Below are 25,624 nucleotides of genomic sequence, written 5' to 3' on the forward strand. Positions count from 1 at the left end.
CAATTAGCTTTCTTAAAAATCATATTGTTGCTTGGCTCGCGAACCAGCCAAGCAACGTTGTGAGCAATCAAGAAATGACTGCTCAGGAGCTATAGGGTTAACCGATGAACACCAGCTTGGCGATGAAGATAGCCGCTAGGAAGTACATCGAGATAGACACATCTTTGGTTTTACCTGTCGCCAGCTTAAGCACGGTGTAGGTAATGAAACCCAGTGCGATACCATTCGCGATAGAGAAGGTCAGAGGCATCATCAGTGCGGTAATCGCAGCTGGAGCACCGTTGGTAAAGTCTTTCCAATCGACGTGCTGCATGCTGCTCATCATCACGAATGCCACGTAAATAAGAGCACCAGACGTTGCGTAAGCGGGGATCATACCTGCTAATGGCGATAGGAAAATCGCTGCTAAGAACAACACACCAACCACAATTGCTGAAAGACCAGTTCGTGCGCCTGCTGCAACGCCCGCTGCACTCTCTACATAACTGGTTACTGGCGGACAACCCACACACGCACCTGCCACACTTGAGATACTGTCAGCTTTCAGTGCTTTGCTAAGACCTTCAATTTTGCCCGTTTCAGGATTAGTTAGGTTTGCGCGCTCTGCCACGCCCATCAAAGTACCTGCGGTATCGAACATGTTTACAAAAAGGAAAGCCAAGATAACGCTGATCATCGAAACATCAAGCGCACCCATAATGTCCATTTTTAGGAATGTAGGCGCTAAACTTGGTGGTGCTGCGAAGAAGCCGTTGTAATGCACTAAGCCAAGCATCATGCCGACAAGCGTTACACTCAAAATACCGATCAGTACCGCGCCAAATACTTTACGCTCACTTAGAACCGCAATAATCAAGAATGCGATAGCAGCGAGCAGAGCTTCAGGTTTAGTGAAGTCACCAAGTGATACCAAAGTAGCTGGGTTTTCGACGACAATGCCTGCTGTTTTTAAGCCAATCAGGCCTAAGAACAAACCAACACCCGCTGTCATGGAGTAACGCAGACTTACCGGGATACTTTCAATTATCCATTGGCGGACTTTGTAAAAGCTCATTCCGACGAACAAGATACCTGAGATAAACACAGCACCCAGTGCCACTTCCCAGCTGTAGCCCATTTCGCTTACTACCGTGAACGAGAAGAAGGCGTTCAAGCCCATGCCCGGTGCTAGGCCGACAGGCCAGTTCGCAAATAACCCCATTAGCAAACAACCGATCGCAGCACCAATACAGGTTGCGACGAATACCGCACCTGAATCCATGCCAGAAGCGGCCATTATTTGTGGGTTAACGAAGATAATGTAAGCCATGGTAGCGAAGGTAGTGACACCACCGACCAACTCATTTTTTACGCTGCTTCCGTGGGCCTTAATTTTAAAGAGTTTCTCTAAAAATCCGTTATTCGCATCTTGGTTGAGTATTTCTGTTTTACTCTCACTCATGTCAGCAAGTCCTTTTATGTTGTGATCCATTTATTGAATACAGCGAGATTTCAATATTAAGTTTTAAGGTTTTTTCCTAGCCGCTATTTCTTTAGTTATCTGTTGTTTAGTCATCAACTTCTAACTAATAACGTTGTTAGTATTTTTATATGAGCGTGTTTAGTGAGTGCACACCTTTTGGGGTGTACACGTGAATTTGTTTATGATTTGGTGATTGAGCCTAGTTCGAAGTTCTAGGTCACGAGACTAACTGCCCCGATAGGTTGAGAAACTGTAAGGCGAGACAAGAAGAGGAACGTGATAATGCGCTTCTGGATCATCTAAGCCGAAACGAATAACCACATCGTCTAGGAAAGGCACACCATCCAATTCCACACCTTTGCTTTTGTAGTAATCCGCAACGTAGAACACCAATTGATATTTCCCCGGTCGGAAATCATTCCCTGCCAGAATCGGCGCATCGGTTCGGCCATCGGAGTTCGTGATTACCGTCGCCAGCTTTTTTGTTGAGTCTTCATTGACCTTATAAAGCTCTACCTTGATCTCTGCACCCGGTAAGCCGTGAGTCGTGTCTAATACGTGTGTTGTTAGTCTTCCCATAGTCCTTTAATAGCGCTTTTGGCGCTCCTCTGTTCCGTGGTTTATCTGTCTGCTTCGACCTTGCAAAGAATGCAACTGGTCACTTTGTTATCACTAACTATGTACGAACTGTACACAATTAGTAAAGCTAATTGTTGGAAAAATGTTAACCGTTGTGTCGTTTTTTCTGAATTTATAGATCTTGATTATCGTTTTTTGGTGAGCTTGTGTTTTGTTAACTTATTGTTTTTAAATGAATGATGTGCGCAAATTTAACTTGAATAACAAAATCTTTACATTGAGATAAATAATTGTATACAATAAATGTACAGGGGTAAGGTTGCTTTGTTTATCGAGAATCCATTTGGTGACTCAGTTAAAGAGCGGCTAAGCCAACCACTTATGTTAGGAGTACTTGGATGAATAAGGATTATTCAAGAAATTTGATCGGTTACGGAGCTAACCCTCCAAACCCTCAATGGCCAGGTAATGCGCGCGTCGCGGTTTCTTTTGTATTGAACTATGAAGAGGGCGGTGAGCGTTGTTTGTTACATGGAGACGACGAGTCTGAAGCCTTTCTCTCAGAGATCCCGTCAGCACAACCGATCAAAGGCGAACGTCACATCAGCATGGAATCCATCTATGAATATGGTAGCCGTGTAGGTGTGTGGCGTGTTCTTCGCTTGTTCGATGAATATGAAATCCCACTGACCGTATTTGCTGTCGCAATGGCGATTGAGCGTCATCCAGACGTTGCCAAAGCCATGGTCGAAGCGGGTCACGAAATCTGTAGCCACGGTTATCGCTGGATCGACTATCAATACATTGATGAGTCTGAAGAGCGCGACCACATGACCAAAGCGATTGAGATCATCCAACAAGTGACAGGTCAACGCCCACAAGGTTGGTATACCGGTCGAACGGGTCCAAATACGCGTCGCTTGGTTGCAGAAGAGGGCGGTTTTCTTTATGACTCGGATGCCTATGACGATGACCTGCCTTATTGGCATACCGAAACCGGTCATCCACAACTGGTGATCCCTTACACACTCGATGTGAACGACATGCGTTTTTCAACCGCGCAAGGCTTCAACTCTGGTGAACAGTTCTTCCAATATCTAAAAGACACGTTTGACACCCTTTATATGGAAGGCGAAACCGCACCGAAAATGATGTCGGTTGGGTTGCATTGTCGTCTTATTGGTCGTCCCGGTCGTATTGCTGCATTAAGACGTTTCTTAGATTACGTAAAACAGCATGACAGCGTGTGGCTATGTCGTCGAATCGATATCGCGAACCACTGGCACCAACATCACCCATACAACGGACAACAAAATTAGAACGAACAGCAAGGAGGCTTAACGTGACTGAATTTCGATCTTGCCAACCAACAACCATGGACCGCGATACCTTTGTCGCTCACTTTGCTGATGTCTACGAACACAGCCCGTGGGTTGCAGAAGTGGTGTATGACCAAGGTTTGAATGCCGAAGATGACCATATCGAGAATCTTCATCTGAAAATGGCATCGACCTTGTTAAGTGCAGACCAAGGTAAACAGTTGGCTTTGATCAATGCTCACCCGGATTTAGCCGGTCGAGCAGCAGTAAACGGCGAACTCACCGAGTCGTCGACCAAAGAACAAGCGGGGGCGGGCATCGACCAGTGCAGCGCCGAAGAATTTGAAAAATTCACTTCTTACAACAACAGCTACAAAAGTCGCTTCAATTTCCCTTTTATCATGGCGGTGAAGGGAGCCAATCGTTACCAAATTCTTGAGTCGTTCGAGATGCGATTAGGAAATGATAGTGAAACTGAGTTTGCTACGGCGATTCAAGAGATCAACAAGATCGCGATGTTTCGTCTCTGGGATATGTAAGTTAACGGAGTTAACAGCTATCTCAGCCCAGTCTTGGTGCGCTAAAAGTTTGATTTGTAAAAACATAAGCCACTAAGTTCTCATTTTATTATTACTTGATTAATTTCATAGGATTACACGGACATGACCCATAAATTTGAACAGTACATAAACCTTGCAGACGAAAAACTCGGCGCAGAAGCTATCTTTGCAACAGACGATTTTTTCGCAGATAAAAGCCGTCTTCTCAGCCACGCTGCGCCAGAGTGGAAAGACGACTTATACGACGATAACGGCAAGTGGATGGACGGTTGGGAAAGCAGACGCAAACGCGGTGAAGGTTACGACTACTGTGTCGTTCGTCTTGGCCTAGCTGGCACCATTGCTGGCGTTGATATTGATACCTCATTCTTCACAGGTAACTTCCCACCTTCGGCATCAATTGACGCGTGTTATTCACCACAAAGTGAGCCAACTGATTCAACAGAGTGGCAAGAAATTCTGCCTTCAATGGCACTACAAGGTGATCACCATCATCTTGAAGCAATCGAAAATGACCAAGTATTTACGCACCTACGTTTGAACATTTATCCAGACGGTGGTGTCGCACGTTTACGTGTTTATGGCCGACCAAGTGTAGATTGGGACGCAATTGATTCTCAGCAACAAGTCGACCTAGCATCGGTTGAACACGGTGGCCGAGCGTTGGCATGTAGCGATGAGCACTACGGCAACAAAGCCAACATCTTAGGCCCAGGCCGCGGTGAAAACATGGGTGATGGCTGGGAAACAGCACGTCGTCGTACGCCGGGTAATGACTGGGTTATCGTGGCACTAGGCCACCCAGGTAACATCGAACGCATCGTAGTGGATACGGCTCACTTTAAAGGTAACTACCCAGACAGTTGCTCAATTCAAGCGGCTTATGTGAAAGGCGGTACCGACGACCAAGTAGAAACACAAAGCCTATTCTGGCGTGAACTGTTGCCAGCACAAAAGCTGCAAGCGCACGAGATTCACGAATTCATTTCTGAGGTAAACGACCTTGGTGCGATTACCCACGTACGTGCAAACATATTCCCAGATGGTGGTATCAGCCGTTTGCGTCTATTTGGTACGAAGGCGAAATAAGTAAGGAAATGAGTATGAGTAATGGAATACGTCGTTTATCCATCGAACCGTTAACCAAGCAGGCTTTTGCAGAGTTTGGCGACGTTATCGAGTCCGATAATAGTGATTTCTTCATGATCAACAGTGGATCAACACGTCGCTACCACAAGCTAGCGACAACGGATGTGCAAGACCAAGACGGAGAAGCGATCATCAGCATCTTCCAAGCCACACCGTTGAGCTACCCACTGACCATCAAAATGTTAGAGCGTCATCCACTTGGCTCTCAGGCATTCATTCCATTACTTGGTCAACCCTATTTAATTGTTGTTGCGCCAAAAGGCGATGATCCAACATTAGCCAATAGCCGAGCTTTCTTGAGCAACGGCCGTCAAGGAGTGAACTATCACAAAGGGGTGTGGCATCACCCAGTTCTCGCGCTCACCGATCAAGACCAGTTCTTGATCGTCGATAGAGGCGGCGAGGGGCATAACTGTGATGAAGTTTATTTCGACAGCGATCGCGTGGCATTGCATTTGGACGACTTGCCAACGGACGACAATAAGGAAGAGCAACGCTTAGCTAAAGCGTTGTGATACAGGAGTTTATTATGGATCCGCATATTACAGAATGGTTGAACTTAGCAATACGCTGGGCTCACATGATTGTTGGTGTTGCGTGGATAGGCGCATCATTTTACTTTGTTTGGTTAGAGAACAACCTTAACCGAGTAAACCCAAAAACTGGCCTTTCAGGCGACTTATGGGCAATTCACGGCGGTGGTATTTATCACCTAGAGAAGTACAAACTTGCGCCACCAGAAATGCCAGAGCACCTGCACTGGTTCAAATGGGAAGCTTACTTCACGTGGATCACCGGTGTGTGTCTACTGGGTGTGGTTTACTACCTCAACGCTGAGATTTACCTGATTGCACCGGGCTCTGGCCTTGATTCAACAACCGCAATCGCGATTGGTATTGGTTCATTCGTTGCCGGTTGGTTTATTTACGACTTACTGTGTGACTCACCATTAGGCAAAACCCCCGTGTTGCTTGGCGTTGTCCTGTTTGTGCTGCTCGTTGCTGCGACATATGGCCTAACTCAAGTGTTCAGTGGTCGTGGTGCTTACATCCACGTGGGTGCGATCATTGGTACCATCATGGTGGGTAACGTATTCCGCGTTATCATGCCTGCACAGCGCAACTTGGTGAAAGCGATAGAAGAGAAGCGCGAACCGGATCCGGCACTGCCAGCGAAAGGCTTATTGCGTTCTCGTCACAACAACTACATGACACTGCCAGTGTTGTTCATCATGATCAGTAACCACTTCCCAAGCACTTATGGCTCGGAATACAACTGGCTGATCCTTGCTGGCCTCGCGATTTTCAGTATCTTGGTGCGTCACTACTTCAACACCCGTCATGGTAGCCAGAAGTTTGCATGGACAATACCAGTAGCGGCATTGGGGATGATCACGCTTGCGTTTGTGACTTCACCTTACGCGAAAAAACAGATGACTCCGGTTGTGCAAGCACCAGTGGTTCAAGAAGTGCAAGTTAGCGCGACTGAATCGGCGACAGAAGAGCTTGCTGCAAACGACACCGCTTCAACGACGACTAGTTCTCAAGCTGCACCAGCAGCTCACGCAATGCAAACTGCTAGCGCAGGCGTCAGCTTTGAAACTATCAACAAAGTCATTCAAGAGCGCTGTTCTGTGTGTCATTCATCAACCCCGAGCCACGCCGCTTTTGCTGCTGCGCCAGGTGGTGTGATGTTTGATACGCCAGAGGAGATTAAAGCTAATGTACCAAGGATTGTTGCTCAAACAGTAACAACCAAGGTGATGCCGCTCGGCAACATGACTCAAATGACCGACGAAGAACGCGCACTCATCGGCACCTGGGTAGAGCAAGGCGCTACGCTTCAATAATGATGTGAATCCTTTACCTAAGAGCATGAGTCTTAGGTGAGGCTTGGGGAGAGTTTGGTTTCGGGCACGCGCCAAACTCATCCCACCCTGTTTCCCCGGTTCCTATAACCGGGGCTTTTTGTTTTTGGGACAAAGGAAGAAAAGAACTCAGTATTTGGTTATCTTGTTTTCATTAATATGTAACAAGTTAATATCATTTTGGTTAAAAGATATGGTGTTTGTTAAAAGTATCTAATAATCATTGTCTTACGATATTTCTAGTGTATTATTTCTGTGCTTTCAATAGTTGCTAACGTGATTGATTGAAAGGTGCTGAACAGGCTGTCAAACCTACTCAATAAGCTAATTGAGCAGAATGACAGCAATACTTGGATAAGTGTCTTGATAGGTACCTCCAGAGTTATTGTTATAGTGATAGCATAATTTATGTTTAACATGACGCGGCTTTGACGGCCCCTACGGCCAGTTAATCCGAGGAAGCATTTAGAATTGCCGCTGTTCTAGCTCCCTCGGTTTTGCTCTCGGAGTAAAAATGAGAATTGTACCTAAAGAATGGTTTCGTCCTCGTACATATCTGCACTTTGATTTACCCATCAGTCTTAAAAAAGCGTCAATAATAGTCACTGATCCTATACTGGTAGCTAAACATGCTTTTTATCCACTAATTCACTACACAATTGAAGCTAATAAAATTGGTAAAGATCCAATTAGCAAGAAAGTTGTACCATTACCTACAAAATCGAGGCCAATTTCATACCCAGCTCATGTAGATAGCCATATATACGCGTACTATTCGAAAATTTTGAATCAAAGATATGAAGAGAAATTAAAAAAAGATGGGCTTAGTGATTCAATTTTAGCTTTCCGCTCTTTAGGGAAAAGTAATATTGACTTCGCTTTAGACGCTTTTAATACAATAAAAACATCAGGTGAATGTTGTGCTGTGGCATTAGACATCTCAGGTTTTTTTGATTCATTAGACCATGATATTTTAAAACGAGAGTGGTGTAACTTATTGCAAGTACAAAGACTTCCCAAAGACCACTTTAATGTTTTTAAATCGATAACCAAGCATTCCTTTGTTAAAAAAGACGAATTGTACAAGTCATTAGGAATTTCACTTAACTACCACAATTACTCAAAAAGAAGAGTATGTAGCCCTCAGGAGTTTCGAGAGAAAGTTAGAGGGGGAAAATTGATTAAACCTCATAAGCTTTCATTTGGTATACCACAGGGAACTCCTTTAAGTGCTATGTTATCAAATGTTTACATGTTTGATTTTGACGTGAAGATGAAAGAGTTTGTGAATGTTCACAATGGTAAATATTTCCGATATTGTGATGATATGTTATTTGTCGTCCCGATAGAATATAAGTCTAAGGTAGAAAGCTTTGCTATGGAGACAATTCAGTCTCTACAGTTATCGGTTAACCCTAAGAAGACAGAAATTCGAATATTTAGAAAGGACGGTGAAAAGTTAAAGGCAGATAAACATCTGCAATATTTAGGTTTCATGTTTAATGGAGAGGATATTTTTATTCGTTCTTCATCTTTAGCGCGTTATTCTGAAAGAATGCGAAGAGGCGTAAGGTTAGCTAAAAAAACGATGATAAAATATAACAATATTCGTCATCACAACGGGCAATCTGAGAGGCCTTTGTTTAAGCGAAAATTATACAGTCGTTATACCCACCTTGGTAAAAGAAACTTTATTACATATGGGATTAGGGCTGCCAACAAGATGGAAAGCCACTCAATTCGAAGGCAATTGAAACCACTTTTTAAGCGTTTTAATGATGAAATTAATAAAGATTAGGGTTTAACCTAGCGATTTAGGAAGACAACTCTGTATAGATACTTGATATGAATCTCTACCCATGGCACTTTTAGTCCAGATTGACTTTAGTTAGGACAAGAAATGGAAGACTTGATAGTCGCGTATTTTAGGGCGTTAAGCGCATTCTTCAGATATATGTTTCAGTCGCTAGTGATCGAATTTATTGGTTACGGAGCTGGCTGGATAGTCTGTAAAATCTTCACATTAGGGCGCTTCCCCCCATTGATTCCAACGGAAAAAGAGCGAACAAGAATCTCTTATATCGGAGCTACTAGCATCGTGTTGCTTCTGTTAGCAATTGGTGTCTTCAATAGTTTGTGATTCGGAGTAAGGATATATGAAATTTTACCCCGCGGAGCAATACCAAGCAGCTTGCAACGAGCTGTTTATCCGATTCGAACGTGACATCAAAAAGCTAATCCCTAACGCGAGAGTTGAGCACGTAGGCGCATCTTCTATTCCTTTTGCCGTGTCTAAGGGCGATTTGGATATCTTCGTAGGTGTTGAGCTTGTCGAACTTGAGGATGTTATAGGGAGACTCACAACACTCGGCTTCAATGAGAAACTCGATACCTTAAGAACGCCGGAACTGTGTATGTTGGATTCTACATCTGGGGACGATGTGGCGTTGCAAGTTGTCGCTAATGGTTCTGAGTTTGAATGCTTTCTAACGTTTCGTGACAAGCTACGTGCGGCCCCTGCCCTAGTCGAGCAATACAATGCCCTTAAAATGTCTTGTGAAGGTTGGTCGCAAGAAGAGTATCGTGAAAAGAAAGCGGATTTCATTGAGCATGTATTGGAACTGAAATAGCAACAATGCCCCTCTCTTCTAATTGTCCAATTAACAAAAGTCTTATTAATACAAACTGTTAAGTCAAAAATTATTACCTTTGAAAATTTACCTTGTTAAATTTCCTTCAACCTACCTTATCGCGTTTTATAGTCGAAATTTAAGCAACTAAGCTCACATATATTGCATGGTCCATTAGTTTTGGCATTTGCCTGTGTTATGTTTCTCTCGATTTTATAAAGCGTTTCTTATCTATTGAAAGCAAAGTGTTTTCTTTCGAATTAATTTCAAGATTTGTCTATCAGTACATCAACCTAACGCTATCAAAAATCGATTTCTCTACGCCAATAATCAATACCACCTTAGGAAAGGACATGTCTGAAGTAATAGAAAACACCCCTACAATTGTACTCGCGTCTCGATGGTCTCGCTTATGGGCATCTATCATTGATGCTTTCGTGTATGCGATTTTCATTGTTCCTGTTTTTCTATATGGCGGTTTGTACGATAAATTGCTTTCCAATGAAACCATTGAGTTAACAGAACAAGTTGCTCTGACTGTTTATAGTTGGGTGGTTTACTTTTTGTGCCAAGGGTACTTACTTCATAAGAAGGGGCAGACAATTGGTAAAAATCTAATGGATATTGCGATTGTCGATATGGAAGGTAAACAAATAGGTTTGCTAAACATAGTGGGCAAACGAATCATTCCTATGGTGGCTGTAGCTTACATACCTTTTATTGGTCCATTTATATCAACGTTTGATTATCTGTTTGTTTTTCGCAAAGACAAACGCTGCTTACATGACTTAATCGCTTGCACTCAAGTTGTCATTGTTTCAAAGAAAAGTTCAGATAGCGACAACTCTGAAATTGGTGTAAATACAACCGAAGTTGTCCCTGCATCTCGATGGCCTCGTTTTTTAGCGTTTTTTATTGATGGTGTCATTACGGCTGTCATCATTGCGCCAATCTTTATGTATACAGATTATTTTCAAAAAACAATCGATACAGGGGTGATAGACCTTAGAGAAGTCGCTGCTGTCTATGCCTATTTAGGGCTGATGTTTTTATTGGTACATGGGTATTTACTGAATAAGAAGGGACAGACGATTGGCAAACATCTAATGGAAATTGCGATTGTCGATATGGAAGGTAAACCTATAGGGTTATATAAAATAGTGGGTAAACGAATGATACCTATGATTCCCTTTACTATTATACCTATCACTGGCCATTTAATATCCATGTTGGATTCTCTTTTCATTTTCCGAAAAAACAGACGTTGCTTGCATGACTTAATCGCAGGCACTCAAGTTGTTAGTGTGTCAGCCAACAATTTAGAAAAAAATGAGCACGAATCATTAGAAAACCCAATAATTGAAAATGCATCTGAAGTAAGACTCGCGTCTAGGTGGCTGCGCTTTTGGGCCGTTTTTATTGATGTCTTAATTGCTGTGGCTATTGTCATGCCAATTTATCTCTATACCGATTATTTCCAAAAAATATTTGAAACAGGGACAGCTGATACAGCAGAACTAATAGCAGTCACTGCTTACGGTTGGCTCGTGTTCCTTTTGCTGAATGGCTATTTACTGCATAAGAAAGGGCAGACTATTGGCAAAAATATAATGGAAATTGCAATTGTTGATATGGATGGCAAACAACTAGGTTTATTCAACATAGTGCTCAAACGAATCTTACCGATGAGTATCTTTGTTTATATTCCTGTTGTTGGTCAGTATATATCGACTCTTGATTACCTGTTTGCTTTACGTAAAGACAGACGCTGTTTGCATGACTTAATTGCAGGCACTCAGGTGGTGAGTGTTGCCGTGCCTAGAAACCTCGATTTCAGCACTATCGAATAGAGATTCATAATTAAGCACTTACATACTTTAGGCATTTCATGATTCATAAGCTTTTCTCAGCCATTTCTATTTACAGGTATTTACCGAATAGCATCTATTATTTAGCACTGGCTAGAATGATTCTGGGAATGGGTAACTTTATCGTTCCATTTTTAGTCTTACTGTTAACCGATAAGTTGGGTTATTCCGCAACAGTCGCAGGTTCCCTTGCTATGGGTGTGACGGGCTCTTACCTTTTAGGGAGCTTTTTAGGTGGGAGATTAGCGGATAGGTTGGGACATAAACGGGTCATGGTGTTTGGCGAGTTTATGTGTGCTGTATTATTGATTATTTGTGGTTTCTTCGCCGATGCTCCGGTCGTCGTACCTGTGTTTTTGTTTTGTGCCTATTTCTTTGGCGGCTTAGCGTTGCCCGCGAGTAATGCTTTAGTTGCTGACCTTTCTACCCCTCAGAATCGTGATGCAGTTATGTCACTGAGTTATCTAGCCTATAACTTTGGTTCAGCTCTTGGTCCTGTTATGGCTGGGTACTTGTTCTGGAATCACACTGACTGGATATTTTTCGGCAACGGTTTTGCGGCTCTTTTTTGTGTTTTTATTGTGGCTGCATTTGTGAAGTTGCAACCTGGAACGGAATCGACCAGCAAGAGTGAACTGGAGCAGCCCGTTTCTGGTTCGGTTTGGTCAGTTTTAAAATCAAGGCCACGGCTTTTGTTGTTCACTTTTCTATGTGGATTACTGTGGTATTCGCTAAATCAAATGACTATGGCGAGTCCATTGTATTTGAGTCATGTGTTTGGAGAGCAAGGCCCAATTATTTTCGGGCAACTTATGACTTACGCTTGTGTTGTAGTGGTGCTGATTATGCCAATCTTAATGAAGTTCACGTCAGGTAAGGCTGAAACCGTAAGCCTTGCTTATGCAGGCTTTATGTTTGCCTTTGGTTATATGCTCGTCATGTTGTTTCCCAACATTCCTGTTCATTTCTTTGCTTGGTTATTTCTATCTGCGGGCGAGGTTCTTCTTTTGACAAAAGAGGGCATATATTTAGCAAACAACTCCCCGTCGAGTCATCGTGGACGCATTCAAGGCGTGCTCATTACCTTGCGAACGGTTTTCGTCATGCCTAGTTTTATCGTGATTGGCTACTTTATCGATGATTATGGGTACACTTTCACTTGGTTTAGTGTGATATTAATTTCAGTTGTTGGTGCCGTTGGTTTTTATCTTATGTCAGCTAAGGGGAAGCAATCTCCAGCGTTAGTCACCGAGTAGTTATTCGATTTACTAGCAAGTAGTATCTTTTAGTCACCAGAGGTAGGCTTATGATTACAATTAGAAAAGCGGTTGAGTCTGATGCTCAGGATATTTTCGATATCCGAAGCCGTGCCATTGTCGAGAAGTGCTCGGCTTATTACTCAGAAGAACAGCTGTCAATATGGACGCAGGGTGGAATGTCTGATGGATTCATCAGTGATGTAGTTGAAACCTTCCACGTTTCAGAAGTTGATGGTCGAGTGATTGGCAGCGGTAAGATCAACATCGAAACCGGTATGGTTGATGCTATTTTTGTTGACCCTGACTTTGCAGGAAAAGGTGCAGCGAAGCAGATGTTGCAGTTCTTAGAGGAGCTCGCGATTCAACACAACTTGCCCTTAATGAAGTTAGAATCGACCCTGAATGCCGCTACGTTTTATCGTTCGTGTGGCTTTATTGGCGATGAACTTTCCACTTATCACTCGCCTAGAGGTATTAGCCTCGATTGCATCCCTATGGAAAAGCCGGTGGTTGCTTAAATAAACAGCGCCAATACCAATCTTGGTGCTGTTTTTACTTTCCCCTTACACTCTTTTCTAACATCGAACCTAGTATCAAATTTCTCTTTGTTATACAGGCAAGTCTCTCATTATGAAGAACTTCTTCGATAGCGAACTCATGCTCTCTAGCTCCTTGAATTTCGTTTTGCTATCACTAGGGCTAACGCTCATCTTACATATTCCAATTTGGTGTGGGTTCAACTTGAGCCGACGCAAATGGAAACTTATGGATTATTTATGGCCGTTCTTGGCGGGTATCGGGATGCTGGGTGCAGTGTCTGAGATTCGTGCGAAAGTAGCGGGTGATTGGGTTGAAACAGAACAAACCAGAGCGGTGGCGATTTTAGAGTCGGTTCAGCAGTTTTCTTTGGATAAGCTGAGAAGTGATACCTGCACCGGTCAACCATCTTTAGATAATCACGCTCAGCACCATGAAGCGTGTTTGTGGTATTTGAATACCGCAATTACGTTCAAAGATGTCGATTTCACCTTGCTACCGAATGCATCGGATTTTACGGTTCCTGCGCCGAGCGTTTCGCTGGTGGAAAGCGATGCGGTGTGGGTGGATGGTATGTTGAGTCAGTATGAGAAGCAGAAAAACCAATACATTAAAACCAGAGAGGCCCAGGTCAAGCAGCCACTAGAAAGCCTCTTTTGGTATGTAAGCCCTTATTTAGTTTGCTTTGCGATAGCTCTCCGCCTTACTAAGGTGACGGCAGAACTTAAACTGGACAAGCTTGGGTAAACTACCGTTTAGATTCAGTGGGTATGGCTTTCTTTGACGAGGAAGCCTCTCGTTTTCTTTTCCGTGTTAGTCATTTTATTATTTGATAAATAACCATACGCAACTCAGTTTAAATTATTGTGTGGCTAATATTACCGTCCCCTAATTTATAGACTTTTGTTTTCATTGGTTTTTTCTTGCTGATCTTGTTAAATGTTATATTTCTAGTTCTAAAGTATGATAGTTATATTATTATAAACCGTAAAAAAGTATGCGCCCCAACTTGATTCTAATATATTATTTTATCATGTGTTGTTTTTCTTGTTTTTTGTACATAACATCCTGCCAGCTAAATACTTATTAAATATTAAGGTCAGTATATGCTGGAGAAAATTAAACTTACATTTCTATTATTAACCCTGCTGTTTTCTAACTCGGCGCTAAGTTCAACACTATTTATCAAGAATAGCTTGGACATGTCTGGAGAAAGTGGCAGCGAGGAGATGAAAGCTTTTTATTCAATTAACAAAGGTGCTTGGGTTGATATTGAACAGCTTGATATGAATGACCCGAGCTCCCTGTCTAATCTCATTAGTTACACTGATGGTGATAGGTTAAGAATCAAAGTTATCACACCGACTAAGCGATTCGTTAGTCAAGGTATGTCTATACCTTACTTCCGTAACTCTCAACCTCATATGTTTGAAATTAAAGGCACGACATTGCCAGAAGAAGTTCATATTCAAATAGATGGTGTATTAGGGCGAGGAACGATCAAGCGTGCCTTTACTACCGATTCTGGCTGGCAATATCGTGTAACGACCTGTGGCGGTGCCGGTATTGTGATTGCCTGTGCTGTTGGTGATTATGGTGAGCTAGTGATGCGTTTCGCTGGTATTACAACAATCCCTGTTTTCTCTGGTTCATCTTATATTGATGAGCGATTCTTCGATAAGCTTGAGAAGGGGAAACAGATCGAATTACTCGATAATAAGGGGCATTATTTCAGCGGCTTGTTTTACCATGAGGTGAAAATTTGGGACCGAGAAGCTGGAGAGATTTTTGACCTTAAAGCTGGCGGGTTAGGGCTGGGAATGGGTGAAGCAGTCTCAATTAAATTCACACGTTGGTAATTCATAAGTAACGGAAAGAATAATGAAAAAAGTAATTTTATCGCTTAGTGTGTTGTTATTTTCTGGAGTGTTAGGAACAGCCGTTCAAGCGCAAGAAATAGAAACCTCTCATGAGTTATCACCAATGCACCAGGCTGTTATGGGGCCTTGGAATCTTATTCGTGTTAATGGTGAGCAGCCGACACACCAAGCATCAATACAAATAGCACGAGACAACATTTATGGCCGTACGGGGTGTAACCATTTTTTCACCCACGTGACGACATTTGAGCAGGGCTATTTGGCATTCACCCCAATTGTCAGCACGAGAATGGGCTGTAGTGGAACTCAAGCGATTCAAGAGAATTTGATTTTTGATACATTCGAAGAGAGCGTTACTGTGGCTTACGACGATGTAGGTGAACAGCTGACGATTATCGGGCATGACAATACGTTGATTTTCGAACCGTCAAGCTAGTCTGGGATTGATTGGATGTTAAAAAGAGCCTCGATGCGGCTCTTTTTGTTATAGGTTATGAGTTGTCGGTGAAACCAAAGCTAGCATTAGCACTTCGTGGTTCACGCCGTTTTAGTTAGTGGTATTCACTACCAACGAAGCATTCATATCGTACCCCATGGTCAGATCGGTATCGCCATCGACAAGATATACATTGTCGGTGGTCAGTTTTGACGAAATCACGCCTTCTACCCAAACTGGGTACTGAACGGTTTCTACTTTGTAGCCTTCGGGGTAAGAGACTCTGACAATTTGGTTCGCTGGTGGTGGTGGCATATGTATGCACGCTCCTGCTGTAGGAACTAACAAGAATTCGGTAGCAACGAGGGGCGCTGAGAAAGCAATTGGAACCAGGAATCCAGGTATACGCACCTTCTTACCGTCAAAGTCTTGAGTCAATGTCTCTGATGCTCGCTGTTGATTCGCGATGTATTTCGAACGCAGCTTCAGTAATTCATCGGCGCCTAGCCCTTCTGATGTTAATTTTTGCTGCGCTAAGTATGTTGAATACAAGATGTCTCATCAAATGGCTACTTTGCTTTTAAGAACATTTACTTACAGTCAGTTAACTAAAATTGTATCTAACCCCAAGTTGTAGTTGAGGCCCATAAATCCCGTTGTTCTTAGAAGATATCGAGAACGCGGCTTTATCCGTTGCATGGAATCTCGCGCCAAACGTAAAGATCGAATGCTCTCCATTTGCACCGACCATGACATTTGCCTCTACTCGTTGGGTAATCCAGGCTCGAAGCCCTGCGTTGAATTCAATAAAGGCTTTGCTTTTCCCTGGAGCGTAAGAGCCTTTGTTGTAGTGAAGAAATAATTAAGTATTGAGATCGATGGCTTGGTTGATAGGACCGTAAACTTGAGGGCCGATATAGACGTCATAGTTGTCTTCATCGAGATCGGCATTTGAGCTTACTCCACCCAGAAGCGCCAGGCTGTCATTGATATCTCGCACCCCTTCCAAACTAATACCATTTGGCTTTGTTTGAATCCCAAGCTCTACAAAATCTGTAGTGAAATTTGCAGCAGACAATGCTTGGTGAGAGAAGGTACATAGCAGTAGAGGTATTAAATTTTTAATTTTCATATGACTTATAAAAGGTAATGCCAGCGGGGCGAAAATCGGATGGTATTTTATTAACTAGGTAATTTGAGGAAGATGAAGCTCGAGGAGAACAAAGTCAAAATAAATAAAATATTTTGTTGTTCATTTTTGTGTTTTTGTTCAGAAAGGGGGGGGGAGGGAAAGAGTGATATCAAACTTATTTTGTATTGAGTTTCTATTTTGTGCGTTTATTAAACATTAACGTAAACATCAACAATGATATTTATTCTTAGGGTGGGAACTTTATGTTTTTATCTTGTGTGCCTGTCGTACAGCGGACTTGCAGTAATTTTTAGGGCATCGACAGGGCAAAAGACAGCAATATCGGCAGCGTTACCACACTTAAGAAGTTACCGAACAACACCATAGACGCGACCTTGGGGGGCTCTACATTGAAGCGTTCTGCAAACAGGTAATTCATCACTGCGGGTGGCAGCATGGTGAATAGCACCATCATTTTCAGGTGCAGCGTTGGCAGCGGAATAAAGAAGTAGATGATGGTAAAGGCGATGGCGCCAGTAAACAGTGATTGAGCGGTGCACAACAAGCCGACTTTTAATCCGCTTAGCCTTAAGTTGACCATTTGCGAACCTAGCGATAGCAGCATGATAGGCACGGCTGCTTGCCCGAGTAGCGAAGTGGCTTCATAGATTGGATTCCACACTGCAATGCCAGATAGGTTCAACGTCATCGCTAATGCGGCGGCTAAGAATATAGGCATCTTGAGGATCTGTTTGATCGGGTTACCTTCGCTTAGTAGCGCCAAACCGACACTGATATGAACACACGCCGACACCACAAACAGCAGTACCGCTGGGGCTAATGCACTTTCGCCAAAGGTATACGTGAATAGGGGGATCGCAAGGTTGCCACTGTTGCGAAACATGTGTGGCGGAGCCCAAGCTTTGAAGTTGAGCTTAAAGATCTTACAGATCGGAATCATTAATAAAGCTGGCACTAACACCGCAACCAAAGACGCAGAGATGAGTGGCAGTTGTTCAGTGTCGAGAGGCATGGTGGTCAGCGAGGCAAACACCAAAGCAGGGATACAAACATCCATGTTGATGCGATTGATCGGTTTGAAATCGGGTTTGAGCCAACGACCGACAGCAAAGCCAGCACTGGCTAGAGCAAAAACGGGAAACAGAATGCTGACGACCTGTTCGAACATAGAATTCCTTTCTAGATTAGGTGCTTCCATTTAGCTGAGAAACGAATGTTTGAGAGAGATGCTAAAGTGAAGTATGAAGTCGAAATGTATAAACATTAACCTATCAATATAATGACTTGGCGTCACCGAAGATCGTTGTCTGTGAGCGGTTAATTTATATTTCTTTGAATGAAGCACAAAAAAGACCAGTGGCATCAGCAACTGGTCTTTCAAGGATAGATAAATCTGGACGGATTTTTAATTAACGACGGCTGCCGCTGTCTAGCGATTGTTACTCGGTTTTAAGTCTAGCTAACGAGCTTTTGGTAATCTTTGAAGTTCACGTCGTAGGCTTTCTCACCGTAGATGTAAGTCTCGCTGACGGTTCTGTCGTCACCCAAACTCATTAGTACAAATAGCTTCTCTTCAAGCTTGGTCGCTTGTTCCATTCTAAAGCGCATCAATTGTGTGGCGTGCAAGTCGAGCACTACGAAATCCGCTTCTTTTCCTACTTCCAAGTTACCGATCTTGTCTTCTAAATGCAGAGAACGTGCGCCGCCTAGTGTTGCTAAGAACAGGGATTTAGCTGGGTGAAGCTTCTTATGTTGTAGTTGCATGATCTTGTAGGCTTCACTCATCGTTTGCAGAATCGAGAAGCTAGTGCCTGCGCCTACATCGGTACCCATACCAACACGAATGCCGTGCTCTTCCATCTCTGGTAATCGGAATAAACCTGAGCCTAAGAACAGGTTAGAGGTCGGACAGAAAGCGATGGCAGATTCGGTATCCGCTAGACGCTTACATTCGCAGTCAGACAGGTGAATACCATGGGCGAATACGGAGCGTTTGTGCAGTAGACCATAGTGGTCATATACATCCAAATAGCTGTCGCGTTCAGGGAACAGTTCTTTTACCCATTCAATCTCTTTCTCGTTTTCAGAAAGGTGTGTGTGCATGTATACGTCAGGGTATTCTTCAAGAAGTTTACCAACGGTAGCCAATTGTTCTGATGTGCTAGTTGGCGCGAAACGAGGTGTCACCGCGTAAAGTAAACGGCTGCGGTTATGCCATTTCTCAATCAGTTCTTTGGAGTCGGCGTAGCCAGATTCTGGCGTGTCGGTGAGGTAGTCTGGCGCGTTGCGATCCATTAGTACCTTACCTGCAATCATACGTAGGTTGCGCTTCTCAGCTTCTTCAAAGAAAACGTTAACCGACTCTTTGTGCACAGTGCCGAACACGAGTGCTGTGGTGGTGCCGTTGCTTGCTAGTTCGTCTAGGAATAGCTTCGCCACTTTGTGTGCATAAACTGGGTTTTTGAAGCGTTTCTCTTCTGGGAAGGTGTAGTTCTCTAACCAATCAAGTAGCTGCTCACCGTAAGACGCGATCATCCCTGTTTGAGGGTAGTGGATGTGCGTATCAATAAAGCCAGAGGTGATTAGCTTATCTTTGTATTCTTTTACTTCGAGTGTTTTAGGCTGGCGAGCCAATACGTCATCGGCATGGCCTAAATCGACGATGTGGCCGTTCTCAACCACTAAAACACCGTCTTCAAAATAGTCGTAAGACTCATCGATACCGACGTCTTTTGGGTCGGCGACGCTGTGTAAAATACTGGCGCGATAAGCTTTGCGTTGCGTTGTCATGTTTACTTCCTTTTAATGACTTCAGCGACGTGATGGCCACTGAAGCTTTGCGACTTGTATTAGGCGATCTTCTCTTCCAATGGTGGTTCGCCTACATCGCTTGGTTGACTGTGTTGAACGGTCAAATCCTGATTTCGATATTGTTTGGTTGGCCGCTTTTGTTCAAGCGCTTGGCCTTGATAGTGTGCGATCAGTTCACCCGCAACCGATACCGCAATTTCGGCAGGATGTTTACCATTCACGGCGCTAATGCCAATCGGGCAAATCATGGTTTCAATTTGCTCTTGGCTATAGCCACGCTGTTCTAAGCGGAAGTCGAATTTCTTACGCTTAGTAAGCGAGCCGATCATGCCAAAGTAACGGCTGTCTTCACGGTCGATAATCGCTTTGGTTAGGTCAAAATCGAGCTGGTGGTTGTGGGTCATCACTAGGTAATAGCTGTTCGGTGGCATGTGTTTCACTTCACCGACTGGATCGTCTGAGACAAGCTTTTTCACACCGTGTGGCAGCGCTTCAGGGAATACTTCTTCGCGTTCATCAATCCAGGTCACGCGGAAGGGCAGGGTTGCGACAATGTGTAGTAGCGCTTTGGCAACGTGGCCTGCGCCGAACAACACAAGGTGGTTCTGCTGAGTGCCAATCGGTTCAAAGCTTAACGTTGCCATTCCGCCACAACATTGGCCTAAACGAGCGCCTAGGTTGAAGCGTTCTACTTTGAGTGATTTCTCGCTGGCAATCAGCATTTCACGCGCCATTTTGGTGGCCACATGTTCAAGGTGACCACCACCAATCGTAGCGATGATTCGGTCACGAGTGACAAGCATCTTGGTACCCGCATCACGCGGCACTGAGCCTTTGTCTTCAAGCACTGTCACCATCACACATGGTTCGTAGTTCTCTTCCAGTTTTGCCAGTTCGTGAATCCAATTATCCTTAAACATACGTCCTCCTAAATCCCTTTTATGCTTCCCTAGCGGTCTATTACGTCCTAAGCCGTTTCTGATTGTGCATCGACCGAAGTCGGAGCCGTTTCAGTCACTTCCTGAATCGCCATCAGAATACGCTCTGGCGTTGCTGGTGTGTTGAGCTTAGGAATCGCGCCATCGATGGCGACATAGCTAATGGCGTCTTTTAGTGCGCTCCATACCGACATACCCAACATGAAAGGCGGTTCCCCTACGGCTTTCGAGTTGAAGACGGTGTCTTCTGGGTTACTGCGGTTTTCCAAAAGATGCGTTCTGAAATCAATCGGCATATCAGCAATCGCAGGGATCTTGTAACTCGCTGGGCCATTGGTCATTAAGCGGCCTTGCTGGTTCCAAACCAACTCTTCCGTGGTTAACCAACCTACACCTTGCACAAAGCCACCTTCGACTTGGCCAATATCAATCGCAGGGTTCAATGAAGCGCCCACGTCATGCAGAATATCGACACGCAGAATCTTGTTTTCGCCGGTTAGAGTATCGATGATAACCTCTGAACAAGATGCTCCGTACGCGTAGTAGTAGAACGGGCGACCGCGCGCTTTCTCGTGATCGTAGTAGATCTTCGGAGTGCGGTAGAAGCCAGTGCTCGACAGCGAGATTTGGTTAAACCAAGCCAGTTCAACAAACGAGTTAAAGGTCATGATCTCATCGCGGATCTTCACCATACCGTTCTTGAAGATGACTTCTTCAGGCCAAACTTTGAAGTGTGAAGAAGCAAATTCGATCAAACGCTGCTTAATGGTTATTGCGGCGTTTTGCGCGGCCTTACCGTTGAGGTCGGCGCCCGATGAGGCTGCGGTTGGTGATGTGTTCGGAACTTTGTCTGTGTTTGTAGCGGTGATCTGGATACGTTCGACATCGACTTGGAACTCCTGTGCAACGATTTGTGCAACTTTGATGTTCAAGCCTTGCCCCATTTCCGTCCCACCGTGATTCAAATGAATACTGCCATCGGTGTAGATATGGATGAGCGCACCTGCTTGGTTCAAGAAAGTCGCAGTAAACGAGATGCCGAATTTCACTGGTGTGATTGCTAGGCCCTTCTTCAATATAGGGCTTTGCTTGTTGAACTCAGCAATGTCTTTACGACGTGCGTGATAGTCACTGCTGCGCTCAAGCTGTTCGGTTATCTCAGGTAAAAAGTTGTCTTCAACGGTTTGGTAGTAATGGGTCACGTTACGGCCTTCTTCGCCGTAGTAGTTTGCCTTACGTACTTCCAAAGGATCTTTTTTCAGGTAACGCGCAATCTCATCCATGATGTGTTCAATAGTCATCATGCCTTGCGGGCCACCAAAGCCACGATAAGCGGTATTCGATGCTGTGTTGGTTTTGCATCGGTGACCGACCACAGTTGCATCACCTAGATAATAGGCGTTGTCTGAGTGGAACATCGCGCGGTCTACGATTGAGCTTGATAAGTCTGGTGAGTAACCACAGTTACCTGCAACGGTAATGTCGGCACCTTGAATCACACCATTGTCGTCAAAACCGACGGTATATTGGTTGTAGAACGGGTGGCGTTTACCGGTTTGCTGCATGTCTTCACTGCGCAGCAGACGCATTTTGGTAGGTCGGCCTGTAAGGTGGGCAATCACAGCTGCCATACACGCAGGAGAGGCTGCTTGAGTCTCTTTACCACCGAAACCACCACCCATACGACGCATATCAATCACGACTTTGTGCATCGGTACGCCAATCACTTCCGCAACCAGCTTTTGAACTTCGGTTGGGTTTTGCGTCGAGGTGTACACGATCATGCCGCCGTCTTCGGTTGGCATTACGCTACTGATTTGGGTTTCTAGGTAGAAGTGTTCTTGTCCGCCGATCTCTAGGTCGCCAGAGATTACGTGTTTTGCTTTTGCCAGTGCGGCTTTCGAATCACCACGCTGTTGAGTGTGGCTTTCTGTTACGAAGTGCTCTTTTTCTAGCGCTTCTTTTACATCAAGAATCGCAGGTAGCTCTTCGTATTCAATAACGGCTGCATGTGCGGCTTTGCGTGCTGTCTCTAAATCGTTAGCTGCCACGGCAATCACCGGTTGGCCGTAGTATTCTACTTTGCCGTCTGCAAGCAGTGGGTCACCCGGAAGAATTGCGCCGATATCCAGTTCACCCGGTACGTCTTTGGCTTGAATAGCAATCGCCACGCCTTCAAATTCGTAACACGGTGATAAATCTATCTTGGTGATGTTTGCGTGCGCTTGAGTGCTCAGGCGTGCGTAGACGTGCAGCTGATTGGGGAACTCAAGGCGGTCATCAATGTATACCGCTTCGCCCGTGACTTGCTTGGCTGCACTGTCGTGTTTAACGCTTTTGCCTACGCCAGTTTTTAGGTCTTGTTTTGCAATGGTAACCATCTCTTCGTGGGTCATCGCATGCTCGTGTGATTTAGACATAAGACGTTACCCTTGTTTCGATTTGGTTGTTTTTGTTCTGTTGTTCAATGAAGTAACGACGCAACATATTTGCTGCCGACAATGAACGATATTCTTGGCTTGCACGGAAATCAGATAGTGGCTCAAAGTCGTTATACAGTTCCTGCATTGCTAACTTAATATTAGCGTCTGTCCACGGTTTGCCTAATAACGTATTTTCACAACGCGCCGCGCGCTTAGGTGTTGCAGCCATACCACCGAAAGCGATACGAGCGTAAGAAACCTTGCCATCTTCGATTTGAATATCAAACGCACCACATACCGCAGAGATATCATCGTCTAAACGTTTAGACAGTTTGTAAGCTCGGAAGCTGTCGTTGGTTGGCTTAGGAATGATGATCTGTTCAATGAACTCACTCTCTTTTTGCGCTGTCACTTTGTAGCTGATGAAGTAATCTTCAATCGGCATGGTGCGTGACTCATCACCACAACGAAGTTTGATCTTCGCGTTCAGGGCAATCAGTAGAGGAGGGGTATCACCGATAGGTGAAGCGTTGGCAATATTGCCACCGATGGTGCCTTGGTTACGAACTTGAAGTGAAGCAAAGCGGTGCAATAGTTCCCCAAAATCTGGGTAGTGTTTTTTCAGTAGTGAGTAAGAATCGCTGATAGGTAGGTTGGCACCAATGATTAAATCGGTGTCGGTCTCTTCGCATACCTTCATGTCTTCAACAAGGTTTACGCTGATCAGTGTTTCAATCTCGCGATGGAATTGTGTCACTTCCAGTGCTAAATCCGTGCCGCCAGCAACCAGCTTCGCGTTCGGATGCGCTTGAAAAAGCTTGGCCAACTCGTCAGTGCTTTTCGGGGAAAAAGCGGTGAGGTGACCAAGGCGTAAGTTGGCCTCGGTGTCTTGAATACCTTCTAGCTTCTTGATGGTGTTGCGTTCAAGCTCAGCAAATTGGTCGCTCAAAGGTTGGTCTGTTGAAAGCGACATCGCGGCATCAACGATTGGTCGGTAGCCTGTACAACGACATAGGTTACCCGCCAGTGATTCCATGACGTCTTCTTTGCTCGCATCGGGTTTGTTCTTGCCTAGGGCAAACATCGACATGATGAAGCCCGGCGTGCAGTAACCACACTGTGAACCGTGAAAATCGACGACCGCTTTCTGTACCGGGTGTAATGACTTATCTCGGTTTTGCAGATCTTCTACTGTGATCAGCTGCTTACCGTGTAACGCTGACACAAATGTAAGGCAAGAGTTCACCGAACGGTATTGCAGTTGTCCATCAACTACTTCACCGAGAACGACGGTACATGCGCCACAGTCACCTGACCCACAACCTTCTTTGGTACCGGTTTTATTAACCTTGGTACGAAGGTAGTTGAGCACTGTCATGTTAGGTGACAGATTGTCTTCACGTCTTATTTCCTGATTGAGCAAAAAAGTAATCAAGAGACCTCCTTGTAAATCGACATTGTTCCATGTGTATTCTTTTTGACTTCTAGGTCAATAATTATCCATCCTGACCCTGTGGTCAACTATTTATTTACAAAAATGCAACAACATTGCACTTTGGTGGATTGTGTACAATTTAATTTTGGATGTAGTTGTTTGTTTTATTGGGATTTAAATTGGAAGTGTTGAGTTTTGTGGTGTGAATGAATTAATGGCTATGTATACAAAATAAAGACAATAATTTTTGCACTAGGGAGTAAATGTTATAGAGGCTAAGAGCACTATTCTGCTCAGAAACGAGAGTATTTTGAGGTGAAATGAGTCGATCTTCGCGTCTATCATTATAGGGAGGGTATAAAAAAGAGAAGTAATCGCAGAGGCTTACTTCTCTCCCGTCTTGTTAACAAAAAGTTGTTAACTGATAGTTGCCAACAAGAAACTATTAGCAGTTAGTCATTAATAGCTTATAGAAGCGATTATGATTTGTTCTTAAGCAGATCTGAGAACACAACATGCAGGTCGCTCGATGCAGTGCTGCTGTCTAGGTTTAGCTTAGAGCGAATGTGGCTTAAATGCTCTCGCATTAGGTCAACGGCTTGCTCTTCATCTCCAGACTCTATCGCATCAAGCAATCCTTCATGCTCATCGAGAGAGCAGTTTGAGTGGCTGCCGGTTTCGTACTGGGCAATAAGCAGAGAAGTTTGCGATACCAAGCTGCGTTGAAAAGCCAGCAGTGGCGCGTTCTCAGCCATTTCAGCCAGTTTGATGTGGAACTCACCAGACAAACGTAAGCCAGAACCATAGTCACCTTGGTCGAAGGCGCAGTTCTCTTTCGCGACCAGTTTTCTACACTCTTCGATTTGAGCTTTGGTCGCGTTTTTAACCGCTAGCTCTGTGATAGCAATTTCCATCACTTCGCGTGCTTTAAATATCTGTTTGGCTTCGTCTACTGTGGGTGCTGCAATCACGGCACCTCGGTTAGGACGGATCACCACAACTTGTTCTAAAGATAGGCGCAGCAAGGCACGACGAATAATAGTACGGCTAACACTAAAGATTTCTGCTAATGCTTCTTCGCTTAATTTGGTGGCTGGTGGCAGCCTTTGTTCTAGTATCGCATCGAAGATATGGCAGTAAACAACATCGTCTTGAGTCTGGCCTGTTACTTTCGTTTTTACACCTTTGGAGACAGAGTTTTTGAGAACTGTCATAGAGATAAGGACCCTTGTTTAGTCGAGTTGGGTTGGTTGAGAATAATTCATGAGTATTACCCTATATTGTATACATTTATCTATACAATTCCACCGGATGAAAG

General features: G+C 44.2%; 24 protein-coding genes. 14 read left to right on the forward strand and 10 right to left on the reverse strand.

Annotation, left to right across the window (positions count from 1 at the left end):
* Positions 1-97 precede the first annotated feature (97 nt).
* Together CWO13_RS04015 and uraH are read right to left on the reverse strand one after the other, a co-directional pair.
* Positions 98-1,441, reverse strand: a complete 1,344-nt coding sequence (locus CWO13_RS04015; RefSeq protein ID WP_102479763.1) for an NCS2 family permease — start codon at positions 1,439-1,441, stop codon at positions 98-100.
* Positions 1,442-1,687: 246 nt separating this feature from the next.
* Positions 1,688-2,041, reverse strand: coding sequence for a hydroxyisourate hydrolase (uraH, locus tag CWO13_RS04020; protein ID WP_108082566.1), 354 nt, complete (start codon positions 2,039-2,041; stop codon positions 1,688-1,690).
* A gap of 398 nt (positions 2,042-2,439) precedes the next feature.
* On the opposite strand from uraH, the gene puuE reads away from it, so the two are divergent.
* The 14 genes from puuE (at position 2,440) to CWO13_RS04090 (ending at position 15,546) form a co-directional block, all read left to right on the forward strand.
* The gene (gene puuE, locus CWO13_RS04025; protein WP_108082567.1) at positions 2,440-3,360 is read left to right on the forward strand and encodes an allantoinase PuuE; all 921 of its coding nucleotides are present in this window, start codon (positions 2,440-2,442) and stop codon (positions 3,358-3,360) included.
* Between the two features lie 23 nt (positions 3,361-3,383).
* Positions 3,384-3,899 carry a 2-oxo-4-hydroxy-4-carboxy-5-ureidoimidazoline decarboxylase gene (gene uraD, locus CWO13_RS04030; RefSeq protein WP_048613965.1) on the forward strand — a complete coding sequence of 172 codons (516 nt, stop codon included), beginning with the start codon at positions 3,384-3,386 and terminating at the stop codon, positions 3,897-3,899.
* A gap of 123 nt (positions 3,900-4,022) precedes the next feature.
* Positions 4,023-5,009: an allantoicase gene (alc, locus tag CWO13_RS04035; RefSeq protein WP_108082568.1), complete on the forward strand. Its 987-nt coding sequence runs from the start codon at positions 4,023-4,025 to the stop codon at positions 5,007-5,009.
* A 14-nt stretch (positions 5,010-5,023) separates the two neighbouring features.
* Entirely contained in the window at positions 5,024-5,584 is a 561-nt protein-coding gene (locus CWO13_RS04040; RefSeq protein ID WP_004732859.1) for an ureidoglycolate lyase, read from the forward strand.
* A 14-nt stretch (positions 5,585-5,598) separates the two neighbouring features.
* Entirely contained in the window at positions 5,599-6,918 is a 1,320-nt protein-coding gene (locus tag CWO13_RS04045; protein ID WP_108082569.1) for a urate hydroxylase PuuD, read from the forward strand.
* A 532-nt stretch (positions 6,919-7,450) separates the two neighbouring features.
* Positions 7,451-8,734 (forward strand): antiviral reverse transcriptase Drt2, encoded by a 1,284-nt coding sequence (gene drt2, locus CWO13_RS04050; RefSeq protein WP_108082570.1) that lies wholly within the window; start codon positions 7,451-7,453, stop codon positions 8,732-8,734.
* Between the two features lie 102 nt (positions 8,735-8,836).
* On the forward strand, positions 8,837-9,076 hold the full coding sequence (locus tag CWO13_RS04055) for a hypothetical protein (RefSeq protein WP_108082571.1): 240 nt from the start codon (positions 8,837-8,839) through the stop codon (positions 9,074-9,076).
* Between the two features lie 16 nt (positions 9,077-9,092).
* Positions 9,093-9,566, forward strand: a complete 474-nt coding sequence (locus CWO13_RS04060; protein ID WP_108082572.1) for a GrpB family protein — start codon at positions 9,093-9,095, stop codon at positions 9,564-9,566.
* Between the two features lie 353 nt (positions 9,567-9,919).
* A complete protein-coding gene (locus CWO13_RS04065; RefSeq protein ID WP_108082573.1) occupies positions 9,920-11,416 on the forward strand; it encodes an RDD family protein in 1,497 nt (498 codons plus the stop codon).
* Positions 11,417-11,454: 38 nt separating this feature from the next.
* Positions 11,455-12,690 (forward strand): MFS transporter, encoded by a 1,236-nt coding sequence (locus CWO13_RS04070; protein WP_108082574.1) that lies wholly within the window; start codon positions 11,455-11,457, stop codon positions 12,688-12,690.
* Between the two features lie 50 nt (positions 12,691-12,740).
* Positions 12,741-13,211: a GNAT family N-acetyltransferase gene (locus tag CWO13_RS04075; RefSeq protein WP_019821249.1), complete on the forward strand. Its 471-nt coding sequence runs from the start codon at positions 12,741-12,743 to the stop codon at positions 13,209-13,211.
* A gap of 247 nt (positions 13,212-13,458) precedes the next feature.
* A complete protein-coding gene (locus CWO13_RS04080) occupies positions 13,459-13,977 on the forward strand; it encodes a hypothetical protein (RefSeq protein WP_102431658.1) in 519 nt (172 codons plus the stop codon).
* Positions 13,978-14,336: 359 nt separating this feature from the next.
* Complete coding sequence (locus tag CWO13_RS04085; protein WP_107898645.1) at positions 14,337-15,089, forward strand: hypothetical protein; 753 nt, start codon at positions 14,337-14,339, stop codon at positions 15,087-15,089.
* 22 nt (positions 15,090-15,111) lie between these two features.
* Positions 15,112-15,546, forward strand: coding sequence for an META domain-containing protein (locus tag CWO13_RS04090; protein ID WP_017105036.1), 435 nt, complete (start codon positions 15,112-15,114; stop codon positions 15,544-15,546).
* Positions 15,547-15,657: 111 nt separating this feature from the next.
* Here the strand turns inward: CWO13_RS04090 and CWO13_RS04095 are convergent, their stop codons facing one another.
* The 8 genes from CWO13_RS04095 to CWO13_RS04130 all read right to left on the reverse strand — a co-directional run bounded on the left by CWO13_RS04095 (position 15,658) and on the right by CWO13_RS04130 (position 25,520).
* Positions 15,658-16,098: a DUF3299 domain-containing protein gene (locus CWO13_RS04095; protein ID WP_258186362.1), complete on the reverse strand. Its 441-nt coding sequence runs from the start codon at positions 16,096-16,098 to the stop codon at positions 15,658-15,660.
* A 310-nt stretch (positions 16,099-16,408) separates the two neighbouring features.
* Positions 16,409-16,678, reverse strand: a complete 270-nt coding sequence (locus tag CWO13_RS23615) for a hypothetical protein (protein WP_240698860.1) — start codon at positions 16,676-16,678, stop codon at positions 16,409-16,411.
* A gap of 310 nt (positions 16,679-16,988) precedes the next feature.
* Positions 16,989-17,867: an AEC family transporter gene (locus tag CWO13_RS04105; RefSeq protein ID WP_107898646.1), complete on the reverse strand. Its 879-nt coding sequence runs from the start codon at positions 17,865-17,867 to the stop codon at positions 16,989-16,991.
* A gap of 287 nt (positions 17,868-18,154) precedes the next feature.
* Positions 18,155-19,489, reverse strand: coding sequence for a guanine deaminase (guaD, locus tag CWO13_RS04110; protein WP_107898647.1), 1,335 nt, complete (start codon positions 19,487-19,489; stop codon positions 18,155-18,157).
* A 59-nt stretch (positions 19,490-19,548) separates the two neighbouring features.
* On the reverse strand, positions 19,549-20,430 hold the full coding sequence (gene xdhC / locus CWO13_RS04115) for a xanthine dehydrogenase accessory protein XdhC (protein WP_107898648.1): 882 nt from the start codon (positions 20,428-20,430) through the stop codon (positions 19,549-19,551).
* 47 nt (positions 20,431-20,477) lie between these two features.
* Positions 20,478-22,868, reverse strand: a complete 2,391-nt coding sequence (gene xdhB, locus CWO13_RS04120; protein ID WP_107898649.1) for a xanthine dehydrogenase molybdopterin binding subunit — start codon at positions 22,866-22,868, stop codon at positions 20,478-20,480.
* Entirely contained in the window at positions 22,861-24,306 is a 1,446-nt protein-coding gene (gene xdhA / locus CWO13_RS04125) for a xanthine dehydrogenase small subunit (protein WP_108082575.1), read from the reverse strand. The genes xdhB and xdhA overlap by 8 nt, the downstream gene beginning before the upstream one ends.
* A 479-nt stretch (positions 24,307-24,785) precedes the next feature.
* Positions 24,786-25,520, reverse strand: coding sequence for a GntR family transcriptional regulator (locus tag CWO13_RS04130; protein WP_048658960.1), 735 nt, complete (start codon positions 25,518-25,520; stop codon positions 24,786-24,788).
* Positions 25,521-25,624 lie beyond the last annotated feature (104 nt).

It is taken from the genome of Vibrio sp. ZF 223 (assembly GCF_003050585.1).
Taxonomy (GTDB): domain Bacteria; phylum Pseudomonadota; class Gammaproteobacteria; order Enterobacterales; family Vibrionaceae; genus Vibrio; species Vibrio crassostreae.

Excerpts from the sequence above, each read along its gene's own strand:
- CWO13_RS04015 (WP_102479763.1), bottom strand. The coding sequence starts at position 1,441 with ATGAGTGAGAGTAAAACAGAAATACTCAACCAAGATGCGAATAACGGA.
- uraH (WP_108082566.1), bottom strand. The coding sequence starts at position 2,041 with ATGGGAAGACTAACAACACACGTATTAGACACGACTCACGGCTTACCG.
- puuE (WP_108082567.1), top strand. The coding sequence starts at position 2,440 with ATGAATAAGGATTATTCAAGAAATTTGATCGGTTACGGAGCTAACCCT.
- alc (WP_108082568.1), top strand. The coding sequence starts at position 4,023 with ATGACCCATAAATTTGAACAGTACATAAACCTTGCAGACGAAAAACTC.
- CWO13_RS04040 (WP_004732859.1), top strand. The coding sequence starts at position 5,024 with ATGAGTAATGGAATACGTCGTTTATCCATCGAACCGTTAACCAAGCAG.
- CWO13_RS04045 (WP_108082569.1), top strand. The coding sequence starts at position 5,599 with ATGGATCCGCATATTACAGAATGGTTGAACTTAGCAATACGCTGGGCT.
- drt2 (WP_108082570.1), top strand. The coding sequence starts at position 7,451 with ATGAGAATTGTACCTAAAGAATGGTTTCGTCCTCGTACATATCTGCAC.
- CWO13_RS04055 (WP_108082571.1), top strand. The coding sequence starts at position 8,837 with ATGGAAGACTTGATAGTCGCGTATTTTAGGGCGTTAAGCGCATTCTTC.
- CWO13_RS04060 (WP_108082572.1), top strand. The coding sequence starts at position 9,093 with ATGAAATTTTACCCCGCGGAGCAATACCAAGCAGCTTGCAACGAGCTG.
- CWO13_RS04065 (WP_108082573.1), top strand. The coding sequence starts at position 9,920 with ATGTCTGAAGTAATAGAAAACACCCCTACAATTGTACTCGCGTCTCGA.
- CWO13_RS04070 (WP_108082574.1), top strand. The coding sequence starts at position 11,455 with ATGATTCATAAGCTTTTCTCAGCCATTTCTATTTACAGGTATTTACCG.
- CWO13_RS04075 (WP_019821249.1), top strand. The coding sequence starts at position 12,741 with ATGATTACAATTAGAAAAGCGGTTGAGTCTGATGCTCAGGATATTTTC.
- CWO13_RS04080 (WP_102431658.1), top strand. The coding sequence starts at position 13,459 with ATGGATTATTTATGGCCGTTCTTGGCGGGTATCGGGATGCTGGGTGCA.
- CWO13_RS04085 (WP_107898645.1), top strand. The coding sequence starts at position 14,337 with ATGCTGGAGAAAATTAAACTTACATTTCTATTATTAACCCTGCTGTTT.
- CWO13_RS04090 (WP_017105036.1), top strand. The coding sequence starts at position 15,112 with ATGAAAAAAGTAATTTTATCGCTTAGTGTGTTGTTATTTTCTGGAGTG.
- CWO13_RS23615 (WP_240698860.1), bottom strand. The coding sequence starts at position 16,678 with ATGAAAATTAAAAATTTAATACCTCTACTGCTATGTACCTTCTCTCAC.
- CWO13_RS04105 (WP_107898646.1), bottom strand. The coding sequence starts at position 17,867 with ATGTTCGAACAGGTCGTCAGCATTCTGTTTCCCGTTTTTGCTCTAGCC.
- guaD (WP_107898647.1), bottom strand. The coding sequence starts at position 19,489 with ATGACAACGCAACGCAAAGCTTATCGCGCCAGTATTTTACACAGCGTC.
- xdhC (WP_107898648.1), bottom strand. The coding sequence starts at position 20,430 with ATGTTTAAGGATAATTGGATTCACGAACTGGCAAAACTGGAAGAGAAC.
- xdhB (WP_107898649.1), bottom strand. The coding sequence starts at position 22,868 with ATGTCTAAATCACACGAGCATGCGATGACCCACGAAGAGATGGTTACC.
- CWO13_RS04130 (WP_048658960.1), bottom strand. The coding sequence starts at position 25,520 with ATGACAGTTCTCAAAAACTCTGTCTCCAAAGGTGTAAAAACGAAAGTA.